Genomic DNA, 21,839 nt, shown 5'->3' with positions numbered 1-21,839 from the left:
ACTTTGATGAAACCCAAAATAAAAATCTGTGGTTTAACCCGTAAAGAGGATGTTTTGTTTTTAAATCAATTTCCGGTAGATTATATAGGTTTTGTGTTTTATCCTCGGTCCCCAAGGTATGTAGGAGAAAATATAGACCAACTTTTGGGTTGTGTAAGAGTAGGGATTAAAAAAGTAGGGGTATTTGTTAATCCTAATTACGAAGAGGTAAAAAAGGCCTTAGACATTGGGATAGATTTAATTCAGCTTCACGGAGAGGAAACGGTTGAATTTGCTCAAAAAATAGGGCTTACAAGAGTAATAAAGGCCTTTAGAGTTAAAGATAAAATAGAACCAGAAAAGGTTTTACCTTGGAAAAAAGCTTATGCCATTCTTACCGATACGTTTGTAAAGGGGATACCTGGAGGAACAGGTCAAACCTTTAACTGGAGTTTAGCTAAGATTCTTGTCGACCAAGGTTATAAAGTCTTTTTAGCAGGAGGCTTAAACCCAGAAAACGTAAAAGAAGCTATTTTAACCGTATGTCCTTATGCCATAGACCTTTCTTCAGGAATAGAAGCCTCCCCTGGAATAAAAGACCATCAAAAAATAAAAAAGCTCTTTGCCCAATTAATTTAAACTACATATCCTGCAGAGGATACAGAAACTGCCGAGCCCTGACCAAAAGGAACAAACTCCTGATGGTATAGGTCTAATTTTCCTTTAGCCCCTAATTTTTCCATGATAAGTTTAGTAAGATAAAGAGTAGAAAGACCGCATACTTTTAAAGGTAAGGTTTGTTTAGCTTTTTCTAAAAACTCCTCTTTGGTTCCATCAAAAGTAAGTTGTAACAAGGCTTTATCGTTTTCTAAGGCTATTTGGGCATGTTCTTCAGAAACCTCAAAGGGGTCTCCATATCTTAATCCGAGATGACAAAAATCTATACCTAAAACCAAATAGGTATGTTCATCTTCCATCAACTGGGCTAAACCCTCGACAAACCTATTTGTAAGTTCTGGATTTTCAAAAAGAGTAGGCATAGGACCTACTAAAACAGGTAAAACCATAAACTGGTCTTTTAAAAGATAATGCAAAAACAGGGCTTGAAATTCTATAGAATGTTCTAACCGATGGGCTATGTGGTCAGGGAAAACCTCTATCTTTTTAGAATTAGTTAAAAAAAATAAGCCTCCCCTATCGTTTTTTATCAACCCAAAAGGAGTAGCTATGTCTTTAGTAAGCACAGAAAAAGGAAGGTCTAAATGATGTCCTACCCCTAAAATTATTATTCTAGCCCCAGGAGGTAATTTAAACCTGTTATAACTTTCAGCATAAGATCTAGCAGCTGCTTTTATGTCTATATGAGGGGCTATCAAAATTTTAGGGGGATTGGCAGACTCAGAAGAACCAAGTTTTAGGATGTCTTCAACAAAAAATTTTGCCTCGGCTGCAGATAAAGGATAGGCTGAATTAGCATGAGCCATAGCCCTAAAAGGATAAGAAAACCATTTAGAATAAGCTTTTTCTTTGATTTCTTCAAAGGTTTTAGACCATAAAAGACCTTTCTCATCTAAAAATTTAACTATTTTTACTACTTCTTCTAAAGGTACCATCTGACCAAACTGTTTGGTTGCTTCAGACTGTAAGTCTCTTAGGTCGTTTTGTCCGTTCATCAAGGCAAGCAAAAAAGCAAGATATTGAGGCACTACTACCAATTCATCTATAAAACCTAAAGGGTCTCTTAAAAAAAATACCGGTTGACCTTCGTGCTCAGCAGGTATTACATCTACATACCTTAAAATGGGCTTATAATCCAAAGGATATTCTAATTCCATCATTCTTCCTCTCCAAAATCTTGTGGAGTCAGGCTTTCGCAAGCCTGTTTTACCAATTTTATAGCTGAATAAAACTCTTCTTCAATAGTTCTTACCCTTACACCAAAGGCTTTTTGTACTGCCTTTCTAACGATCTCTCCTTTAAGAAGAGCGTTATCCCAACCAAACTCTGCATATTTCTGATTAACCACTTGGTTAAGCTCTATCAAAGCTTTCGCCCTCTTTCTTCTTTCTTCTGCTGACTCTTTTAATGGTTTTCTCAAAAACTCGTCTATTTTAGACACAAAACTTTCATAAAAACTGGCTGGAAACTTTGGGTCAAACTCTTCTATAGCAAAACCAAAAGTAATAAACATCGGGTCTTTAAAATAGGTAAACAGCTCTTCTTCTATCAAATTTTCATCTTCTTTAAGCAGGTCTTGATACAATCGATAGGCTTGTTTTGACTTTTCTTTAACGTTTGGGGGCTTTTCGGTGTTAAATTCTAAAATATGATGATAAAGGCTTTCATCTACGATTATTCCCACTATCTCTCTTGCACCTATGTCCTTCATCGCCTCTAAACGATGCTGTCCGTCAACGACATAATATTTTCCGTTTTTATTTACCACTACTATCGGTGTTAAAAACCCTAACTTTTCTATAGCCATCTCTAAATGTTTTTTTAAACTTTCTGAGATATCCCGCTGAAAAGGTGGTCTATGGATTTCTTCTAAATCAAAGATAGCTAAAGTGAGGGGTTGTTTTCTAACAGGGTCATCAAAAGTGGCTATCTCTTTCATAGTCCCCCTCTAATTAATCTTAATCGTTAATCTGCGTTTCTTCTAAGAAAGGTAGGTATATCAAGTACTTCTTCCTCTTCTAAAGAATATTCCTCTATCTTATTAAACTTTTCTTTGCCTTCTCTCCTTCTTAATCCCTCTTCTATGGTTACTACTTTGCCGTTTTTTTCTTCTTTTTTGGATGATTCAAGGCCTGTAGCAATCACCGTAACCCTTAAAGCATCTCCTAAGGATTCATCAAAAACTACACCCCAATATACTTTAGCGTCTGGATGAAGCTCTTTGGCTATCATGGTGGTTATAAATTGAGTTTCTTGAATAGTCAAAGTTTCAGAATGTCCGCTTATATTAAGTAATACACCTTTAGCACCTGAAAGGGTAAGGTCATCTAAAAGAGGACTATAAACTGCCATCTGAGTAGCGATTTCTGCCCTAGAATCTCCTACAGCCTCTCCCATTCCCATCAAAGCCATACCTCCACTTTCACTCATCACTGCCTTAACGTCTGCAAAGTCCAGGTTGATATAACCTGGAGAAAGAATAAGGTCTGAAATACCTCTTACAGCATAATATAATACATCGTCTGCTTTTTTAAACATATCCGACAATCTTTCTTGTGGAGACCCAAGGGTAAGTAAACGGTCGTTTGGAATAGTAATCAAGGTATCTACAAACTTGGAGAGTTCTTCTAAGCCTTGTTCAGCCAATTTTATCCTGTGTCTTCCTTCAAAAGTGAAAGGTTTGGTTACTACCGCTACTGTTAGGATTCCAAGGTCTTTACAAATGTTGGCTATCACGGGAGCTGCACCGGTTCCTGTACCTCCTCCCATACCTGCAGCTATAAAAACCATGTCTGCATCTTTTAACACATCTCTTATCTCTTTTTCGCTCTCCTCGGCTGCTTGTCTACCTACTTCTGGCTTTCCACCTGCTCCCAGTCCTTTAGTAAGTTTTTTCCCCAATTGAATTTTAATCGGGGCTGGGTTTAATTCAAGGACCCTGTAGTCTGTGTTAGCCACTACAAATTCTACCCCTACAAGTTTATTTCTAATCATGTTAGCGATAGCATTGCCACCAGCTCCACCTACTCCCACTACCTTAATGTTAGGTTGAACCTTCACTTCTTCATCTAAGAGCTCAAAAGAGATACCCATGTTATCCTCCTTTTAAAAATTTTTTGTATATTTTTTTTAATTTTTCTAAAAATCCTTCTTCCTTTTCTGTTGGTTCCGTTTTTTCTCCATAATTATAGGCATAAAGAAGCATACCTACTGCAGTAGAAAATTGGGGATGAGAAACTTCCTCTGTAAGTCCTGCAAGTCTTATAGGATAACCTATCCTTGCTGGGAGGTCAAACATCTGGTCTGCCAAATAAACTAAACCAGGAATAAGAGAAGAACCACCGGTAATTACTATTCCACTTCCTATCTTAGACTTTAGATCAAAACCTCTAAACTGGCTTGCAACCTCTTTCCGAAGTTCTCTCTCAATCAACTCAAAAAGCTCTTTGACTCTTGGTTCTAAAATCTCTGCCAAAAATTTCTTATTTACCTTTCTCGGAGGACGATTACCGATACCTGCTACTTCTATAATTTCGTCCTCTTCCACCAGTTCCCTTAAACATACCCCTTTTTCTATTTTAAGTTTTTCTGCTTCTCTTCTTGAAGTCCTAAGCCCAACCGCCAAGTCGTTAGTTAGATGCTCTCCTCCTACCTGAATAGAAAAAACATCTCTTAATACGTTATCCCAGTAAATGACCACATCCGTAGTGCCTCCTCCAAAATCCAAAAGCACTACCCCTAATTCTTTTTCTTCTGGGGTTAAAACCGCCTCGGCTGAAGCAAGCCCCTGAAAGATAACCCCATCAACCCCTAAGTTAAGGTTCTCAAAACATCTAAGCAAGTTCTGCAAAGAAGAACGATTACAAACGATAAGTTTTACATGAGCTTCCAACCTTACCCCTGTCATTCCTACAGGCTGTAAAATACCCCCTTGTTGGTCTAAGATAAACTCTTGCGGTATTACATGTAGGATTTCAGTCTCAGGGGGTAGGTTTAAATTTTGAGCTGAACGGAGCACCTCTTCTACATCCTCTTCTGTTACACACTTTTGCTTTAAAGCTACAACTCCCATTCCTGGAATGGTTTTAATGTGAGCACCTGCTATACTCACATATACACTTCCTATTTCTACTTTAGCCTGTGTTAAAGCCTTTTCTATAGCATTCTTAATACTCTGGGTGGCTTCATCAATGTTTAAAACCATACCCTTTTTTAAACCTTGAGAAGGTGCTATACCGATTCCAGTAACCCAAAGTTCTCCTTCTCTTTCTTCTCCTATCAAAGCACATACCTTGGTAGTCCCTACATCTACCACCAAAATCCCTACTTCCTTGCCCATCTTATCACTCCCTAAATTTAATTAAAGCTTGTCCTACAGGGTAGTCTAATCTAATCAACTCTATCTTTTCTGTCTGCCCTTTTTCATACAGATATGCCATTATTTTGTCTAAATTTTTATAAAAGTAAACCCAATCTTTTTCAGCAATCAAAGGTAAATAGATTTTTATCTTATTTTTAGTAAGTATAATCATTTTACTGTCTTCTAATTCAATTTTAGAAATGTTTTCGTAAACAGGCAAATAATTTTTATTGTTTTTTAACCAATAAAGAAACTCAAAAAGTTTATCTTTTAACATCTCATTTTTAATTTCTAACACCGGATAAAAGAAGTAATCTTCCGGTAATATCCCCTCCATAATAACGCCTTTTTTGTCTACTAAATACCCTTTATTATTTTTGATTAAAATAGCCAATGGTTCTCTTTCCTTAATAATAAACTCTAAAGTACCAGGTAAACGCCGAACAATCGTTACTTCCTCTATGTTTTCATTAGAAAGGATCCTTGCCCTCAAGTCTTTTAAAGAAATGGTAAAAAAGCGCTCCCCTCCTTTAAGCTCAGCAAGTTTAATAATTTCTTCTTTACTTACCCTTTTAGTAGGAGAAACCTTAACCTCTTTCAAAACAAAAAGGTCGGTAAAATAAAGCACATAAAACACTAAGGCTAACAACCCTAATATCCCGATAGTTCCCCAAAAAAAAGGACGTTTTAATAAACTAAAAAATCTACCCATTTTTTATCCCCAAGAACTTTACCTCAGGCTCTAAACTCACCCTAAACTTTTCCCAAACCTTATTTCGGGCTATTTTCATCAACTCTAAAACCTCTTTAGCCTTAGCTTTACCTAAATTTACGATAAAGTTAGCATGTTTTTTAGAAATCTCTGCCTCTCCTACCCTATAACCTTTTAAACCACAGGCCTCTATCAACTGTCCAGCATAATAACAAGGAGGGTTTTTAAACACCGAGCCAAAGGTTCTTTTAGAAAGGGGTTGGGTAAGCCTTCTTTTATTTAAAAACTCTAACACCTTACTTTTTACCGCCTCTTTCTCTGTTTTTTTAAGTCTAAACTCTACTTCTAAAATCACTCCTTCTTTTTTAAACCTTCTATAGCTCCAGTCTTCTTCTTTGGGCTCAAAATAGGTTAATACTCCTTCTTGGTAAAGATAGACCTTTTTTACTATTTGAGAAATACTCCTTCCAAAAGCCCCTGCGTTCATCTTAACTATTCCACCTATAGTGGCAGGAACCCCTGCCAAAAACTCTAACCCAGAAAACCCTCTTTTCAAACACAAACTTAAAAGCTCGTTAACACCAACACCAGCCTTGACCTTCAGAATTACTTCTTCTTTTTCTTCTTTTACGAACTCTATCCCTTTTAACTTTCTAAAACTTATTACCATCCCGTTAAATCCTTCGTCGGCTACTAAAAGATTGCTTCCTCCACCTAAAATATAATAAGGAAATTTTATACTCTCTAAAAACTTTAACAATCTAATCAAACTCTCTTCTTCTGACGGAAAAACAAAAAAATCGCAAGCCCCGCCTATCTTGATGGTAGTATAAGGAGCCAAAGGTTCTTTTTCTAAGTAAACAATTTTATTTTTTTCTAAAAATTCTTTAATTTTTTCTTTCATCGCTTTCTAAAATCAAACGATGTAGTTTATAAATGTTTCCTGCACCCATCGTGATGACCACCTGGTTTTCATCTACAATCTCTTCTAAAAATTCTTTTACCTTTTCCAGATTTTCTCCAAAAAAGGTAGGCTTTCCTCCTCTTAAGTTCTTAAGGTTTTCAAAAAGAATAAAACCCGAAACCCCAGGAATAGGATTTTCGCTGGCAGGATAAATCTCGGTCAACACCAAAATATCAGGTTCCTTTAAAACTAATAAAAATTTATCCCAAAGAAACTTAGTCCTGGTATAACGATGGGGTTGGAAAACCAATACGATTTTTTTATCTTTATAAACCTTTCTTAAGGCCTCAAGAGAAGCTTTTATCTCAGTAGGATGATGAGCATAATCGTCTATCAAAACCGACCCTCTCCAAAAACCTTTATGTTCAAGCCTTCTTCCTGCCCCTTTAAATTCCTGTAAAATTTCTATCACTTGTTTTATAGGTAATGCGAGCTCTAAACCCACCCCTATAGCTGCTAAAGCGTTACAAACATTATGTTTACCAGGGATAGAAAGCCTCATCTGTCCTAAAACTTTTTCCTTAAACATAACCTTTACTAAAGGATACCCTTCATCTTCGTCTAAAATCTCTGCCCTCAGTTGATTGTCTGCCGAAAAACCATAAAGTAAAAAGGGACCCCTAATCTCTTGGAGCACCTCTTTTATTCCTGGATCATCTCCGCATAAGATAACCTTTCCTTCTGGAGAACATTTTTTTATAAAATTGATAAACGCCTTTTTAATGGCATTAAAGTCTGCATAAAAATCTAAATGTTCTACATCGATGTTGGTAATTACCTCTATGTAAGGGTTATAACATAAAAAGGAGCCGTCGCTTTCATCGGCTTCAGCTATTAAATAATCTCCTTTACCTAAAAGAGAATGAGTTTTTATGTTGGTTATGATACCTCCTACTACTACCGTAGGGCTTTTATCCAATTTAAGCAACATCTCTGCTATCATGGAGGTGGTTGTAGTCTTACCATGAGAACCTGCAACCACGATACTTTTAGGGTAAAGGTTCATTACCTCAGCTAACATCTGTGCCCGAGGAATAACCCAAATGCCCATTTCTTTAGCCTTAGAAAGCTCTGGATTATCTTGAGAAATCGCAGAAGAATAGACCACTACATCTATTTTTTTAAGATGGGCTTCATCATGTTGATAATAGACTTTGATACCCTGTTTTTCAAGCATTTCAGTATATTTGCTTTTATTGATATCGCATCCGCTTACCTTGTGCCCTAAGGAATGAAGGATCATCGCTAAACTGCTCATTCCTACACCGCCAATTCCTATAAAATGTATCCTCTTAGGTCCTTCTTTATGCCCCAAAAACTTAAACATTATGCAACCTCTCAAGTTCTTCGATGATAATCCTTTCTGGGAAAGGGACATAAAAACTTTTCATAGCCTCAGACATTTCTTCCAGTTTTTTCTTATCCTTAAGCATATCTTTTAACACCTCTAAAACCCTTTCTGGGGTAGCTTCTCTTTGATCTATAACTACTGCCCCTCCTTTTTCTGCTACCCTTAAAGCATTTTTCTTTTGATGGTCTCTGGTAGCATAGGGAAAAGGTATAAAAACAGCCGGTAATCCTACCGCAAAAAGCTCTGCCAGGGTTGTAGCCCCTGCCCTTCCTAAAAACAGGTCTACTTGAGAATAAGCCCATCCCATATCCTCTATAAAAGGGAAAACCTTAAGTCTTTCTTGAAAACTTTTAGAAATTTTTTGTGCATAACCAGCTTTAACCTTTTCGTACTCATCAAGGCCTGTCTGATGAATAATCAATAAATCTTTAAATTCCTCTAACAACCGAGGCACTATCTCTACCGATAACTCATTGATAAACTTAGCCCCCAAACTTCCGCCTAAAATCAAAACCCCTAAACCTTTATGTTCCTTAGGTTTTTTGGTTAAAATAGTCTTTCTCACAGGATTTCCTGAAAAAACTACCTTTTTTGAGGGGAAAGCCTTTTCACTTCCCTTAATACTTATAAAAACTTTGTCTACCAAACGAGAAAGTATCTTGTTGGCTAATCCTGGCTCCACGTTTTGCTCATGAAGGGCGGTTATTTTTTTTCTTAATTTACCTGCAAAAACCACAGGAAAAGAGATATATCCCCCTGTAGCAAAAATAATGTCTGGATTAAGGGTTTTTATAATCTGGTCAGCCTTTAAAATAGCTTTTAACATCTTTAACCCAGCCCTAAATTTATCTAAAACCGACCTTCCTAAAAATCCTTCTGCCTCAAGCTCATAAACTTTAAAAGGTCTGTCTTTAAGGATGGTTTTTTCTATCCTTCTTGTGCCAGAAACAAAAAACACCTCCCTACCCAGCCTCTGCAATTCTTCAGCCACAGCTATCCCTGGGAAAAGATGGCCTCCTGTTCCTCCAGCAACTATCAACCACCTCAATGGTACACCTCGTTTATTTCTTTCTCTTTAAGGAAGAGGGGGGCGTATTTTAAAACTAATTCTCTAAAAACTTCTCCTCTTTCTTCGTAGTTTTTAAATTGGTCAAAACTAGAGCAAGCAGGGGATAAAAGTACACAATCTCCTGGTTCAGCCAATTTTAAAGCTATGGCTACAGCCTGGGACAAAGTCTCTGCAAGGTAAGTTTCTACTACCTGTCCTAATTCTTCAGTTATCACATACCTTGCTTCCCCCATCAAAACTAAAGCTTTAACCTTTTCTTTAATATAAGGAATTAAAGGACTATACGAAGCTCCCTTATGTTTTCCTCCCATGATAAGGATAAACCTGCCTTCAAGCCCTTTTAAAGCCTGAAGGGTAGCGTCTACATTAGTAGCCTTAGAATCGTTAATAAAACTTACCCCTCCCACAGAGGTGATATATTCAATCCTATGAGGAAAGCCTTCAAACTCAGTTACTAACTTTTCTATACTTTCTTGAGAAGCTCCTATCAGTCGAGCCCCTAAACTTGCAGCTATATAGTTTAGTTTATTGTGTAAACCTAAAAGCCTAAATCCTTCTAAAGAATATACCTCCTCTTTTCCCTCTATCCTTAACACAAAATGCTTCTCATCTTTTAAATAGGCTTGGGCTCCGTCTTCCTCTTTTTCCGAAAACCGATAAACTTTACCCTTTACCAAGTCTTTAAACTTTGAAAACCAAGGTTCTTTTAAAGGAAGGACGCTATAATCTTCTAAGGTCTGATTTTCAAAAAGCCTATATTTAAAATAGGCATATTCTTCTTCAGATTCATACCTTTCTAAATGGTCAGGGGTAATGTTAAGCAAAAGCCCTACCTTAGGTCTAAAGGTATAGATGGTTTCCAGCTGAAAACTTGAGACTTCAAGCACTAATTTATCTACCTTGGTATTAAGGTAAATCAACTCCGAAAGAGGTATCCCATAGTTACCTCCGGTAAAAACCTTATAGCCTGAAAGCTTTAAAAGTTCTGAAACCATAGCGGTGGTGGTGGTTTTACCGTTGGTCCCGGTAATAGCTATAGCCTGGTCTTTTTTTTCTAAAAACTGCCAAGCAAGCTCAAGCTCCCCTAAAACGGGAATACCCTTTTTTAAACAATCTCTATAAACCTCTCTTGGAATACCTGGACTTACCACTACTAAATCAGCCTGGGAAAAGTCTTCTAAAGCATGCCCTCCAAACTTAAATTCAACCCCTTGGGTTTCAAACTGAGAGATAAGAGTAGGGTTAAACTTTTCTCTTGGATTAGCCTCAGAAACCAAAACTTGAGCACCTTTTTTTATTAAAAGTTTAGTAGCCGCCTGTCCACTTCTACCAAAACCGATGACTACAACCCTTTTACCTTCAACTTCCATTTTCTTTCACCTACCTAATTTTTAAAGTGCTTAAGGCTAAAAGTCCAAAAATTATAGAAATAATCCAAAACCTTACCACTACTTTGTTTTCTGGCCATCCTAAAAGCTCAAAATGATGGTGTAGTGGAGCCATCTTAAAAATTCTTTTCCCGTGAGTAAGCTTAAAATAACCTACCTGGAGCATCACCGAAAGGGCTTCCATAACAAAAAGAGCTCCAGCTATCACCAACAAAAATTCTTGTTTTACTAAGATCGAAATAGCCCCTAATCCTGCCCCCAAACCTAAGGAACCCACATCTCCCATAAAAATTTCTGCTGGATACGAATTATACCATAAAAACCCTAATCCCGCTCCTATAAATATGGCACAAACGATGGCTAATTCACCGGCATAAGGGATGTAAGGCAACAAAAGATAGGTAGAAAACTTCATGTTTCCTGCTACATAACTTAAAACACTGTAAACCCCGGCAACTACTATAAAAGGCACTATGGCCAATCCATCAAGCCCGTCTGTAAGGTTCATCGCGTTAGAACTGCCAAGAATAACCAACATACTAAACAGCAGATACCCTACCCCTAAGTCTAAGGCTAAGTTTTTAAAAAACGGAAAAACCAACTGAGAAGAAAAATTAAGCCCATTAAAAAGTAAGAGATAGAAAACCCCTACCAAAAAAAGTTGAAGTAAAATTTTTTCCCTAGCCTTAAGTCCTAAATTTTTCTTTCTTTTGATCTTAAGATAGTCATCCAAAAATCCTATCAAACCAAAACCTATGGTTACCAAAAGAACCAACCATACAAACGGATTAGAAAACCTACACCAAAGAAGACAAGAAATTAGAATAGAAAAAAGAACTATCGTCCCTCCCATCGTAGGAGTTCCAGTCTTTTTTTTATGATGTTCAGGTCCCTCTTCTCTTACTATCTGACCAAACTGTTTTAGTTTCATAAACCTGATAAACGGAGGCATCAAAAAATAGACCAAAAAGAAAGCGGTAATAGCCCCGCAAATCATTCTAAAAGTAATGTATTTAAAAACGTTAAAAACCGAAAAATAGTCGCTTAAAGAATATAAAAAATAGTAAAGCATCTATTCAAGCTCCTCCAAAAGTCTTTCTACTACCCTTTCTAATCTTAATCCCCTTGAGCCTTTTACTAAAATAGCGGTATCTTCAGTAAACATCTCTTTAAGTTTTAAAAACCTGAGGTTTTCCAAAAATTGTTCTGTAGTTTCAAAAACCTCACAAGGCTTAGGGGAAAAGGTGCAGGCATAAAATTTAGCATTTCTTCCTATAAAATAGCCTTGGTCAGCTACTTCCTTAGCCAGATCTCCTATCTCCTCATGATACTTTTTGCTTTCAGGACCTAACTCTAACATATCTCCTAAAATAACCACCTTCTTTAGATATCCTGAAAGGTCTCTTAAAAGCTCTAAAGCTGCCCTCATAGAGCCTGGATTGGCATTATAAGTATCGTCTATCACCAAAAACCTTCCCTTTTTGTAACTCTTAGCCCTTTGATAAAAAGAAATTTCTTTTTCTACTTTCTCTAAAATAGCTTCCCACTCTAAGTTAAGGCTTAAACCTATCCCTATGGCTGCAAGAAGGTTTAAAAGATTATGCTTACCTATATCTGGCAAGTGAAAGGGTTGCTTTTGATTTTTAAAAATCCATTCCCCTTTAAGTCTATCTCCCTCTATACTTAGATTTTGAACCCTCAAGTCTGCCCCTTCTTCAAAACCAAAAGAAATCTTTTCTTGATTAAAAACCTTTACCCTTTCTCTTAGGTTTTCTTGATCATAGAAATAGACCAATCTTCCGTTGGGGTCTGTGTTTTTAAAAAGAGATACTTTTTCTTCTAAAACCCCTTCCAAAGAGCTAAGACCCTCTAAATGAGCAGGGTATACACAGGTAATCACAGAAACCTGAGGGAACACTATTTCTGACAAACGTGCTATCTCGCCAGGGACGTTAGTCCCGAGTTCTAAAACAGCTACCTCGGTACCTTCTTTGATAGAAAGAATAGAAAGGGGGACCCCTATCAAGTTATTATAGTTGGCTAAGTTTTTATAGGTTTTAAAAAACTTGGAAAGAATTTCAAAAGAAAGTTCTTTTGTTGTAGTCTTTCCGCAAGAACCGGTTATGGCGACTCCTACAAAGTTAAGCTTTTTTCTCCAAAATTTAGCAAAATCTCCTAAAGCTTGCAAAGTGTCTTTTACCAAAATAACGGTTAACGTTTTAGGCAATTCTTCTAATCTAAAACCTGAAGGAAAACGAGAAATAACCAACCCTTTAGCCCCTTTATCTAAAGCCTCTTTCCAGAAATCATGTCCGTCAAAGTTTTTCCCTTTTAAAGCCCAAAACAAATACCCTGGCTTTATAACCCTGGTGTCGGTAGAAATCCCTCTAAAACTTGAGCTCATGTCTCCGTTTAGCAAAATCCCAGAAGCAGCCCTTACAATCTCTTCAGTCAAAAAATGGTTATCTATGTTCATTTTAGATACTCCTTGTTTAGTCTTTTAATAGTCTCTAAAACCTCGTCTTGGTCAGAAAAGGGATATCTTTTTCCTTGAATTTCTTGGTAAGTCTCATGCCCTTTACCTGCAATTACCAATATATCTCCTTTTTCTAAAAGGTTTATAGCAGCCTCTATGGCTTCCTTTCTATCAGGGATAACCTTACAGGGTTTTACCCCTTTTAATCCTTGTTTGATATCTTGAATTATACGCTCAGGGTCTTCAAATCGTGGGTTATCAGAAGTAATGATTAAATAATCAGATAGATTCTCAGCCACCTCCCCCATAAGAGGCCTTTTGCCAGGATCTCGGTTGCCTCCACAACCAAACACCACTATAAGCCTATTCTTTTTTAAAGGAAGTAAACTTTTTAAAACATGTTCTAAAGCAGATGGGGTATGCGCATAATCTACAAAGATTTTAGCCCCTCTAAACTCTGCAACCAGCTCTAACCTTCCTACTGGATTTTTAAGGGTTTCTAATCTGGAACATATTTCTTCCTTAGAATAGCCCAAGGCCATCAAAATCCCAACAACCGTAGCCAAATTTTTGGCTTGATATTCTCCAAAAAGGGAAGTTTTAACCCTGTATGCCTCCCCTGTATTTAAAAACTTTAACTCTACCTCAAGGCCCTCTTCTAAACCTAAAATTTCTACCCTTAAAGTCCCGTTGTTTACAACTAAAATCCTATCTTCAGACAAGAAGTCTTTTAATTCTTGATAAAGTCTCTTACCAGATTCTGTTTCGAAGGACAAAACTGCCTTTCCCTCTGGGGCTAAATATTCGGTAAAAAGCTTTTTTTTGGCCTGATAATAGTCTTCCATCGTTTTATGGTAGTCTAAATGATCTCTTGAAAGATTGGTAAAGCCGGCTACCTCAAACTTAAGCCCTGTTATCCTTCCTTGATCTAAGGCATGAGAAGAAACTTCCATAACACAAGCTTTAAACCCTTTTTCTACCATTTCTTTCATCAGACCCGCCAATCTTATGAGAGAAGGCGTAGTCTCTGTAGCAGGAATTCTCCTTTCTATTTCATAAAAAATAGTTCCCACATAACCGGTTTTTATCCCCAAGGTTTGTAAAAGGGTTTTAGTAAAATAACATACAGATGTTTTTCCATTAGTTCCGGTAACTCCTATAAGGGTTAATTTTTTCTCAGGGTGGTCAAAAAAATTAAGCACTATCTGAGAAAGGGCTTTTTTAACGTCTTTTACCCGAATTTGATAAACCCCTTGCAGTTTTTTTTCGGTTTCTACAGGTGTTTCTCTAACGATAACTTTAGCCCCTCTTTCAACCGCCTCATCTATAAAATCTTCTCCTCTAAAAGAAGTCCCTTTTCTGGCAATAAAAACATAACCTTCAGAAACTTCCTTGGAATTGTCTGAAACACCATAAACCGGTTGATTTAACCAACTCTCATCCTTTGGATAAACCTCTAATATTTCTACTTCTTTTAGTATCTCTTTTAATGGTTTCATAACAGTTCTGCAAACCAGGCATCAAATTTTTCAGAAGCTGGACTAAGTTTGTTATCTTCCTTGTTACCTTCGGGAGCACCAGATTTTTCCTTTAAAGCCGCTATCAACATCTTTCCGTCTTTAAAATAAACCCTCACCACCGTTTTATCAATAAAAAACATTCTTTTTTCTTTAGGAAAACTGCTTAAATCAGGATTACAAATCCTGTTCGATTTTTTAACAAAATCCACAGACATCTCCTTTCCACAAAGATTGGTTAAAAAGTATCCGCCCAAATCCCATAAACTTATTTTTTGATTCTTATTAGGGATGCCAAAAATTGATGAAAGATAGGTTTCTTCAAACAATGGTTTTTCTTTATCGTCTATGTAAGCCAACACCTCACCGGTAGAAAGGTCTATCTCAGCTAAACCCACTTGATACCTACTTTCTAATTGTTTTTTAACATTTATAAACTTTCTTTCCTTTTTCAAGTCTAACGATAAAACCAACGGTTCTCCCTTTTGCAAGAGATGATCAAACTTTTTTTCTAAACCAGATACTCCATAACCGTTAAAAGTCTCTCCAATAAGAAAGTCCATCTCTGGGACAAGGTTTTTTCTCTTAAAAGACCTTTCTATAAGCACATTTTCTTCCTTAGCCAGTTTTTCTACCTCATCTAAGGTCAGGTCTTCAGAAAGAAGAACTATTCCTTTTTTGGGTAGGTTTAAGGTTGAGGGTAGATAATTTTTAACGACTGGAGGGATGGTGTTAGCCATCCAATTATCGTTTTTAATTACATAATAGGCCTTGTGATTTTCCAAGGTAATCACCAAAGGTTCTAAGTTCCTATCAAAGATGTAGCCGCGTTTTACCTCAGGGACAGAAGGTTTACCGGTAACCTTTTCTACAGAAAAATTAAGCACCACAATCAAGAAAAGAAAAAAGGCACACAAAAAACCCCATAAACTATAATAATCTCTTTTACTCATTTTAGCGAAATGTAATCTCCTTCTTGAGGTGGTCTTAATCCAAGTTTTTTAGCCTTTTCTAATACCACCTCTCTGCTGGTTAAGCTATAAAACTGGCTTTTCAATTCTTTATTTTTACTAAGAAGCTGATGTTTTTCTACTTTTAACCTAATCCATACGTAAGTTTTATAAGCAGTGGCGACTGACATCACAAACAACAAAACTACGGTTAAAATTAAAGAGACATTAAACACCCATTGCTTTATCCAATCTTTAAGACAAACTTTTTCTGTATTTTTTTTCTGATCGGTTGAGGTCTTATTGCTTTTAGAGTCTAAATGGGGCCTATATACCAAAGTTCTGTTAGCCATCATATCCTTTCTCCCACCCTTAATTTGGCACTACGTGCCCTTGGATTTCTTTTTATCTCTTCTAAGGTTGGCACAACCGGTTTTTTTAACACCGGTTTTAACCTTGGGTCTGATTTAAACCAGTTTTTTACCACCCTATCTTCTAAAGAATGGAAAGAAATTATCGCTATCCTTCCCCCTGGTTTTAAAACCTCCGGCACCTCGTTTAAAACCTTTTCTAAGTTTTTAAGCTCTTCGTTTACCTCTATCCTTAAACTTTGAAAAATAACAGCCAAAAGACTTTTTCTGGTGGTTTTATAAAACTCTTTGACCGCCTCTACCAAATCTTGGGTGGTTTTAAAGGATTTTCTTTTTCTTTTTTCACCGATAAACTGAGCAAATCTTATAGCGCTTGGGACTTCACCTTTTAAAAACACTTGCGCAAGTCTTTTTACATCATAGGTATTCAAAATCTTTTCGGCGGTAATCTCTGTTTCTAAGTTCATCCTCATGTCTAAGGGTTCATCCTTTTGAAAGGAAAAACCTCTTCCAGAATGTTCTAACAAAAAAGAAGAAAGGCCAAGGTCTAAAACTATTCCGTCTGCCAAAACCCCTTCTTTTTCTAAAACATCTTTTATATAAATAAAACTTTTATTAAACAGTTTTACCCTATTTCCGTATTTACTTAATCTTTTTTTAGCCAACTCAAAAGACGGTTCGTTCCATTCAAAACCATATAAAACCCCTGTAGGAGAGGATCTTTCAAGAATGGCTTCGCTATGCCCCCCCATCCCTACCGTTCCATCTACATAAACCTTATCTTTGGTTACCTGAAGCAAACCTAAAACCTCCTCCAAAAGCACAGGCTCATGGAAAAAAATACCTTACCCCCTGGTAAGATAAGGGTTTATCATCTGCATAATCTGATTAAAGTTGTCTTTCGTTTGTTTAAACCTGGCCTCTAACTGAACAGGGTTCCATATCTCAAAATGATAAAGCATACCTAACAGCACTACCTCTTTTTCTAAAGAAAACTCTTCTCTCAATGATTGTGGTAAAAGGATTCTTCCTTGCTTATCAGGCTGACATTCCTCAGCAGAGCCTAAAAAATACCTTATGTATTCTCTTACCTCAGGTACGTCCCAAGGTAGACTTAACAACTTTTCTTCTATCTTTTGCCATTCCTCTACAGGATAGGCTACTAAACACTCAGGATAGTTGGTAATCACTAAGTTTTCACTCCCATACTTAACCCTTAGAACTTCTCTAAACTTAGCAGGAAGACTGAACCGCCCTTTTTCATCTAAACTATGTTTAAACTTTCCTCTAAACATTTTATTCCACTTTTTACCACTATATACCACTTACAATATTAAAAACTCATTAAAAGTCAAGACCAATTTTTTAAATTTAAAAAAATATTTTATAAAATATTTTTCTAAATGAGAATTTATCTAAACATAAGTTTAGATGTTAAGTCAGTTAGCCTTCAAAAAATTTAGTGCTGTGAAGCATGGATATTTAACAAAACTTTAAGATATAACCGGTTAGATTGGATATCCATAAAATGTTCTTCAATTCTCGTTTTTAATATAACAACCTTTTTACTGATCTTTTTACCTAAAAGCTTGCTATTCAGTACTTTCTTGAAGAGTTTATTAACACCTCATGAAAGCTGAAAGAAACATCTTCCTTGAAAATCAACCTGATAACAAAGTCAATGATTCCTATCAAAGAGTAAAAGCATCACTTACTGAGCTTTCAAGGTAAATAAAATTGCTCCTACTATTCTATTAAAATCTGGTTAAGCAATATTTAACTAAAGATGCTTCAGGCTCTTGCTTTTGGAATTACAGAGGATAGCAGAAAGTATTTTTTTACAACTCTTGCCCTATCAAAATGGTTGACGATGGGTTGAAGATAGGGAAGTTTATACCGCAAGGGGTTATGAAGCATATAAGGAGGTAAATTCTTTAACTCAGGAAGGTATCTCTTTATGTACTTTGCTTCAGGGTCAAAATTTTTAGCCTGAAGGATGGGGTTGAACATCCTGAAAGGCTTTAGATCAACTCCCACAGAAGCTACCCATTGCCAATTTCCTGTGTTCACTACTTCATCGTAATCGATAAGATGTTCTTTGAAGAAGGCTTCACCAAGCCTCCAATCGATAAACAAGTCTTTAGTTAAGAAAGAGGCAACGATCATCCTTGCCCGATTGTGCATGAACCCCTCTAATAGTAACTGCCTAATTCCAGCATCAACAATAGGATATCCAGTTCTTCCATCTATAAAGGCTTTAAAAAGTTTTTCATCATTTTCCCAAGGAATGTTCCTTCTCTTTTCCTGAAATTCTAATTCTTTAAGTTGAGGAAAATAGTGCTTTATATGATACCAAAACTCTCTCCAGGCTAATTCTTTAATAAATTGGCAGTCTTTTCCAGCAACCTCTTCAGCCTTCTTAAATATCTTTCGAAGGGAGAGGACTCCAAATCTTATATAGGGCGAAAGCTTTGATGTGCCGTCAAGGTCAAGCCTATTTCTTGTTTCATTATATCTTCTAAAATCAAAGTTGTTCAATCTCTGAAAACCAAAATCTAAGGTAAAATGTCTGTTTTCTTCATACTCCAATTTTTGCAAGAGGTTATCCAGAGTGCTAAAAGGCATTTCTGGAACGTTGATTTTGGTAGGAATTGGTTTGCAATCAAGCCTTAAATTTTTTAACCATTCTTTTAAAAAGTGGCTATAAATTCTCTTGAAAGGTATTTTTGTTATGTCGCAAAGAAAGTTTCCTAAGTAAACATGGAAATCTATGCCAAAAGAAAGGCAGATTGACCTTATCTCGCTTTCAATTTCCTCTCCCGTGAAGGAAAAGTCTTTATTAGTAAAAACTCCCTGAGCTTGAGAGGTCTTAATTATCTCTGAGAAGATTTCTCTTGGCTCGCCAACAAAGACATAGAGCTTACCTCCAAGATTCCTTAAATCTTTGTCAAGCTTTTTTAAGGCTGATACAATAAATCCAAGTCTGTCTTTTCTTTTGCCAAATATTTCAAAAAGGCTTGGAATAAAAATAAAGATAGGGATAATCTCCTCTGCAAAAACAGAAGCTTCAAACAGAGCCTCATTATCCTCAATTCTTAAATCCCTTTTAAACCAAACAATAGCCCTTTTATACCTTTCTTTTTCTTTCATTATTTGAGCCAGCTAAAGTCGAGCTGATATATCGGCTCTGGATAGGGTTTTGCAAAAAGGAATCCTTGCATTAATCTTACACCAAGTTTGTAAAGAGTTTTGGCTTCTTCTACCCTTTCCACTCCTTCAGCTATTACTTCAATTCCATGGGAGCTTACCGCATGGATAAGTGCCTTTATTAAATCAAACTTGATAGGGATTCGATCTATTCCTTCAATCAATTCTCTACTAATTTTGATATAATTTGGTTGTAATTTTATTAAGGCCTCAAGGGAGCTAAAACCAGTGCCAACGTCATCTAAAGCGGTTTTTAATCCATGCTTTCTGTAGTATTCAAGAATTTTGTTAAGATGTTCAAAGTCCTTTAATTTTTCGGTTTCTACCACCTCAAAGACTAGATTTTCAGGATTCCAATCTAATTGAAAAGCCCATTTTATTGTAGTTTGCAGACAAAAAGCAGGATCATAGATTACAGTTGGTATAAAGTTAATGAAGATCTTATGATCTTTAAGACCTTTAACAGCGGCGGTCTTTATGCAAATCTCTCTGCAAATTCGGTCAAGAAAAAAAAGCGTGTCAGTTGCCCGAGCAGCCTCAAAAAGATAGGATGGATTTAAAATCTCTCCGCTTCCCTTAACACCCCTTATCAAGCATTCAAAACCATAAATTTCCTTTCTCTCCAAGTTCACAATAGGATGAAAGTAAACGGTAAGTCTCCTCCTTTCTAAAATCTCAAGGTATTCAGTATACCTTAAAATAGCTAAATAAATGCTCAAGGGTTTTAATCGAGGGATAACAGAAAATAAATTTTCTCCCTCTGTAAGAAATCCGACTTTCAACTCTTCTTTTTCAACTTCACTGAGAGGTTGATTGGTAAGGATCGATATTAATTTTTCCATATTCACCTCTGGAATTAGTATCTGACCTTGAAGTAGGGTATACGAGAAGTTGTTTTCAAAAAGAAGCTTTACAATTTTTTGTATTAGGAAATCTATGGAGGAAAAGATAACCACGTCAACTTTACCCTCTGGAAATTTTGGCAAAATTTCACACTTTGGACAGGGTTTTTCGTGCATAAGCCACCTCTCTTGCTATGATATTTTATATTTTTAAAATTTCCCGCAATTTTTTAGCCCCAAGTTTGCTTGTTATGATGTTTTTTTCTATCTCCTTAAAGGTAATTTCTATCCTTCCGTCAGGAAGTGAAGTTATATTCTTAATCTTTTCTAAGTTTACAAGGTAGGACTTATGCACTCTCAAGAACCCATAGAGTTTCAATACCTCCTCTAAGTACCCTATACTTTTTGGGCAGTGAAAACTTCCTTCCTTTTTAACGCATTGGCTGTGTTTTAGCTGTGCTTCAAAGTAATAAATCTCGTTCAATGCTGTGGGAACAAGTTTTCCCTCTTTATTGAAAACAAAGATTCGAGGTTTTTCTCCTTTGAATTTTCTTATTCGATTCAAAACCTTTACTATATCGTCAAAAAAGAAGGGTTTTATTAAATAGCCAACAGCTCCGACTTCAAAGGCTGGTAAAGTATACTCATCGTAGGCGGTTTGAAAAACTATGAATACATCATCCCTTTCTCCTAGGATCTCTCGAGCAAGTTTAAGACCATCTTTCCCAGGCATACGGACATCAAGAAAAACTGCATCTACATCTGGATTAATTTCCAGTATTCTTTTTGCTTCATAAGCATTCTCAGCTTTTAATATTTCTTGTAGACCAGCCTCCTTAAGAAGACGTTCAAGCCTTCTTAAAGCTAAAGGTTCATCATCTACTATTAGAACTTTCATAGGCTATTTTATAACCTTTTATGGATAGTATTGGTAGTTTAACCATAAAACAAGGTGGATTTTTACTTTTAAGTATAAGTTTGCCTCCTTGAGATTCAAGCTTTTTTGCGAGTAAAGACAATCCAATCCCTGGTTGAAAATTAGATATGGGATTTCCATTATTCAGCACGCATAGAATGATATACTGTCCATTCCTCTTAGCACTTATAGAAATCTCAAAGTGCTTGCTTTTATCTTCGGGTAGTCCATGTTGAATTGCATTTTCAATGATGGGCTGAAGGATAAGCGCAGGAATAGGCTCGTTCTCTAAATTCTCATCTACATCTGTCGTAAAAACAATATCCCTTCCTTTGCGAATTTTTTCAATGAAAACGTAAGAATTAACCATGCTAATTTCCTCTTTCAAAGGAATAATTTTAGGAGAGGTTAGAGCCCTTCTTTGGTAGTTTACTAAATGTTTCACATAACATTCAAGCACCTCTTTATTCATATCCATGAGCTCAAGTAGGGTGTGAAGGGAGTTTGAAAGAAAGTGAGCATTAAGCATCCTTAAAGTTAGCTTATAGTTTGCTTCAAGAGTTATCCTTTCAATAGCTTCTTTGCGATTACGCATTCTTACGAATTGATAGACCATCAATCCCGTTAAGTAGGTTAAAATCCCAGTGGAAAGTGAGGCAATTAGAAATTTCTCTTTCTGCGTAAGAAAAACAGGGACCTTAACTTTAAAAAGAAGGAGTGTCTTAAAGGCTAAAAGGAAACCAAAGAGCCCAACCACAAAGGATAGTATCCCCCAAACAACCCACCAGAGGAGAACTTGCTTAATCTTTGGAAGGACATTTTGATTATTAAAGTAAATTACAATATAAGATAGCAACCCAATGTACATTCCAAGCAGGAATCCATGAAGTAAACCTCTTGAAAATCCCTCTCCCAGCAAAGAATAGAAAAGCCCTACAAGCACTCCTCCATAAAGTAGTCCAATGACAAGTAATAACATACCATCAGTTATTTTAATCTTTAGGTCAACAAAGGGTTCAACAAATTCTAAATTCCTTGCCTCAACTTCTAACATCTTTC

General features: G+C 36.4%; 21 protein-coding genes. 1 reads left to right on the top strand and 20 read right to left on the bottom strand.

Annotated features, from left to right (window positions below; translation table 11 throughout):
* Positions 1-6: 6 nt before the first annotated feature.
* Positions 7-618, top strand: a complete 612-nt coding sequence (locus tag F1847_RS02520) for a phosphoribosylanthranilate isomerase (RefSeq protein WP_150071538.1) — start codon at positions 7-9, stop codon at positions 616-618.
* Here the strand turns inward: F1847_RS02520 and amrB are convergent.
* The 20 genes from amrB to F1847_RS02420 all read right to left on the bottom strand — a co-directional run bounded on the left by amrB (position 615) and on the right by F1847_RS02420 (position 21,834).
* Positions 615-1,814: an AmmeMemoRadiSam system protein B gene (gene amrB, locus F1847_RS02515; protein WP_168194243.1), complete on the bottom strand. Its 1,200-nt coding sequence runs from the start codon at positions 1,812-1,814 to the stop codon at positions 615-617. The two genes, F1847_RS02520 and amrB, sit on opposite strands and share 4 nt — an antisense overlap.
* Entirely contained in the window at positions 1,814-2,596 is a 783-nt protein-coding gene (locus F1847_RS02510) for a ParB N-terminal domain-containing protein (RefSeq protein WP_150071536.1), read from the bottom strand. The genes amrB and F1847_RS02510 overlap by 1 nt, the downstream gene beginning before the upstream one ends.
* Before the next feature lie 26 nt (positions 2,597-2,622).
* Complete coding sequence (ftsZ, locus tag F1847_RS02505) at positions 2,623-3,750, bottom strand: cell division protein FtsZ (protein ID WP_150071535.1); 1,128 nt, start codon at positions 3,748-3,750, stop codon at positions 2,623-2,625.
* 1 nt (position 3,751) lies between these two features.
* Positions 3,752-4,996, bottom strand: coding sequence for a cell division protein FtsA (ftsA, locus tag F1847_RS02500; protein WP_150071534.1), 1,245 nt, complete (start codon positions 4,994-4,996; stop codon positions 3,752-3,754).
* Positions 4,997-5,000: 4 nt separating this feature from the next.
* Positions 5,001-5,729, bottom strand: a complete 729-nt coding sequence (locus F1847_RS02495) for a cell division protein FtsQ/DivIB (RefSeq protein ID WP_150071533.1) — start codon at positions 5,727-5,729, stop codon at positions 5,001-5,003.
* Positions 5,722-6,633 carry a UDP-N-acetylmuramate dehydrogenase gene (gene murB, locus F1847_RS02490; protein ID WP_150071532.1) on the bottom strand — a complete coding sequence of 304 codons (912 nt, stop codon included), beginning with the start codon at positions 6,631-6,633 and terminating at the stop codon, positions 5,722-5,724. Before murB ends, F1847_RS02495 begins: the two co-directional genes overlap by 8 nt.
* Positions 6,617-8,020, bottom strand: coding sequence for a UDP-N-acetylmuramate--L-alanine ligase (gene murC / locus F1847_RS02485; RefSeq protein WP_168194242.1), 1,404 nt, complete (start codon positions 8,018-8,020; stop codon positions 6,617-6,619). The genes murB and murC overlap by 17 nt, the downstream gene beginning before the upstream one ends.
* Positions 8,013-9,092 carry an undecaprenyldiphospho-muramoylpentapeptide beta-N-acetylglucosaminyltransferase gene (murG, locus tag F1847_RS02480; RefSeq protein WP_150071530.1) on the bottom strand — a complete coding sequence of 360 codons (1,080 nt, stop codon included), beginning with the start codon at positions 9,090-9,092 and terminating at the stop codon, positions 8,013-8,015. Before murG ends, murC begins: the two co-directional genes overlap by 8 nt.
* The gene (gene murD, locus F1847_RS02475; protein WP_150071529.1) at positions 9,089-10,483 is read right to left on the bottom strand and encodes a UDP-N-acetylmuramoyl-L-alanine--D-glutamate ligase; all 1,395 of its coding nucleotides are present in this window, start codon (positions 10,481-10,483) and stop codon (positions 9,089-9,091) included. Before murD ends, murG begins: the two co-directional genes overlap by 4 nt.
* 10 nt (positions 10,484-10,493) lie before the next feature.
* Positions 10,494-11,573, bottom strand: coding sequence for a phospho-N-acetylmuramoyl-pentapeptide-transferase (mraY, locus tag F1847_RS02470; RefSeq protein ID WP_150071528.1), 1,080 nt, complete (start codon positions 11,571-11,573; stop codon positions 10,494-10,496).
* The gene (gene murF, locus F1847_RS02465; RefSeq protein WP_150071527.1) at positions 11,574-12,977 is read right to left on the bottom strand and encodes a UDP-N-acetylmuramoyl-tripeptide--D-alanyl-D-alanine ligase; all 1,404 of its coding nucleotides are present in this window, start codon (positions 12,975-12,977) and stop codon (positions 11,574-11,576) included.
* Entirely contained in the window at positions 12,974-14,476 is a 1,503-nt protein-coding gene (locus F1847_RS02460; RefSeq protein ID WP_150071526.1) for a UDP-N-acetylmuramoyl-L-alanyl-D-glutamate--2,6-diaminopimelate ligase, read from the bottom strand. Before F1847_RS02460 ends, murF begins: the two co-directional genes overlap by 4 nt.
* Positions 14,473-15,447, bottom strand: a complete 975-nt coding sequence (locus F1847_RS02455) for a hypothetical protein (RefSeq protein WP_150071525.1) — start codon at positions 15,445-15,447, stop codon at positions 14,473-14,475. The genes F1847_RS02460 and F1847_RS02455 overlap by 4 nt, the downstream gene beginning before the upstream one ends.
* A complete protein-coding gene (locus tag F1847_RS02450; RefSeq protein WP_168194241.1) occupies positions 15,444-15,800 on the bottom strand; it encodes a hypothetical protein in 357 nt (118 codons plus the stop codon). The genes F1847_RS02455 and F1847_RS02450 overlap by 4 nt, the downstream gene beginning before the upstream one ends.
* Positions 15,797-16,615 carry a 16S rRNA (cytosine(1402)-N(4))-methyltransferase RsmH gene (rsmH, locus tag F1847_RS02445; RefSeq protein ID WP_240702832.1) on the bottom strand — a complete coding sequence of 273 codons (819 nt, stop codon included), beginning with the start codon at positions 16,613-16,615 and terminating at the stop codon, positions 15,797-15,799. The genes F1847_RS02450 and rsmH overlap by 4 nt, the downstream gene beginning before the upstream one ends.
* Before the next feature lie 45 nt (positions 16,616-16,660).
* Entirely contained in the window at positions 16,661-17,110 is a 450-nt protein-coding gene (mraZ, locus tag F1847_RS02440; RefSeq protein WP_150071522.1) for a division/cell wall cluster transcriptional repressor MraZ, read from the bottom strand.
* Between the two features lie 496 nt (positions 17,111-17,606).
* Positions 17,607-18,965 carry a deoxyribodipyrimidine photo-lyase gene (locus F1847_RS02435; protein WP_150071521.1) on the bottom strand — a complete coding sequence of 453 codons (1,359 nt, stop codon included), beginning with the start codon at positions 18,963-18,965 and terminating at the stop codon, positions 17,607-17,609.
* Positions 18,965-19,864, bottom strand: coding sequence for an EAL domain-containing protein (locus tag F1847_RS02430; protein ID WP_168194240.1), 900 nt, complete (start codon positions 19,862-19,864; stop codon positions 18,965-18,967). Before F1847_RS02430 ends, F1847_RS02435 begins: the two co-directional genes overlap by 1 nt.
* Positions 19,865-20,066: 202 nt before the next feature.
* The gene (locus F1847_RS02425; RefSeq protein ID WP_150071519.1) at positions 20,067-20,762 is read right to left on the bottom strand and encodes a LytTR family DNA-binding domain-containing protein; all 696 of its coding nucleotides are present in this window, start codon (positions 20,760-20,762) and stop codon (positions 20,067-20,069) included.
* Positions 20,740-21,834 (bottom strand): sensor histidine kinase, encoded by a 1,095-nt coding sequence (locus tag F1847_RS02420; RefSeq protein WP_150071518.1) that lies wholly within the window; start codon positions 21,832-21,834, stop codon positions 20,740-20,742. Before F1847_RS02420 ends, F1847_RS02425 begins: the two co-directional genes overlap by 23 nt.
* Positions 21,835-21,839 lie beyond the last annotated feature (5 nt).

Origin of the sequence: Thermodesulfobacterium sp. TA1 (assembly GCF_008630935.1) — a bacterium.
GTDB lineage: Bacteria > Desulfobacterota > Thermodesulfobacteria > Thermodesulfobacteriales > Thermodesulfobacteriaceae > Thermodesulfobacterium.
This window is presented reverse-complemented; position numbering and strand designations above follow the sequence as displayed.

Bases quoted from the DNA above. Each gene is read 5' to 3' on its own strand.
- F1847_RS02520 (WP_150071538.1), top strand. From the start codon at position 7: ATGAAACCCAAAATAAAAATCTGTGGTTTAACCCGTAAAGAGGATGTT.
- amrB (WP_168194243.1), bottom strand. From the start codon at position 1,814: ATGGAATTAGAATATCCTTTGGATTATAAGCCCATTTTAAGGTATGTA.
- F1847_RS02510 (WP_150071536.1), bottom strand. From the start codon at position 2,596: ATGAAAGAGATAGCCACTTTTGATGACCCTGTTAGAAAACAACCCCTC.
- ftsZ (WP_150071535.1), bottom strand. From the start codon at position 3,750: ATGGGTATCTCTTTTGAGCTCTTAGATGAAGAAGTGAAGGTTCAACCT.
- ftsA (WP_150071534.1), bottom strand. From the start codon at position 4,996: ATGGGCAAGGAAGTAGGGATTTTGGTGGTAGATGTAGGGACTACCAAG.
- F1847_RS02495 (WP_150071533.1), bottom strand. From the start codon at position 5,729: ATGGGTAGATTTTTTAGTTTATTAAAACGTCCTTTTTTTTGGGGAACT.
- murB (WP_150071532.1), bottom strand. From the start codon at position 6,633: ATGAAAGAAAAAATTAAAGAATTTTTAGAAAAAAATAAAATTGTTTAC.
- murC (WP_168194242.1), bottom strand. From the start codon at position 8,020: ATGTTTAAGTTTTTGGGGCATAAAGAAGGACCTAAGAGGATACATTTT.
- murD (WP_150071529.1), bottom strand. From the start codon at position 10,483: ATGGAAGTTGAAGGTAAAAGGGTTGTAGTCATCGGTTTTGGTAGAAGT.
- mraY (WP_150071528.1), bottom strand. From the start codon at position 11,573: ATGCTTTACTATTTTTTATATTCTTTAAGCGACTATTTTTCGGTTTTT.
- murF (WP_150071527.1), bottom strand. From the start codon at position 12,977: ATGAACATAGATAACCATTTTTTGACTGAAGAGATTGTAAGGGCTGCT.
- F1847_RS02460 (WP_150071526.1), bottom strand. From the start codon at position 14,476: ATGAAACCATTAAAAGAGATACTAAAAGAAGTAGAAATATTAGAGGTT.
- F1847_RS02455 (WP_150071525.1), bottom strand. From the start codon at position 15,447: ATGAGTAAAAGAGATTATTATAGTTTATGGGGTTTTTTGTGTGCCTTT.
- F1847_RS02450 (WP_168194241.1), bottom strand. From the start codon at position 15,800: ATGATGGCTAACAGAACTTTGGTATATAGGCCCCATTTAGACTCTAAA.
- mraZ (WP_150071522.1), bottom strand. From the start codon at position 17,110: ATGTTTAGAGGAAAGTTTAAACATAGTTTAGATGAAAAAGGGCGGTTC.
- F1847_RS02435 (WP_150071521.1), bottom strand. From the start codon at position 18,965: ATGAAAGAAAAAGAAAGGTATAAAAGGGCTATTGTTTGGTTTAAAAGG.
- F1847_RS02430 (WP_168194240.1), bottom strand. From the start codon at position 19,864: ATGGAAAAATTAATATCGATCCTTACCAATCAACCTCTCAGTGAAGTT.
- F1847_RS02425 (WP_150071519.1), bottom strand. From the start codon at position 20,762: ATGAAAGTTCTAATAGTAGATGATGAACCTTTAGCTTTAAGAAGGCTT.
- F1847_RS02420 (WP_150071518.1), bottom strand. From the start codon at position 21,834: ATGTTAGAAGTTGAGGCAAGGAATTTAGAATTTGTTGAACCCTTTGTT.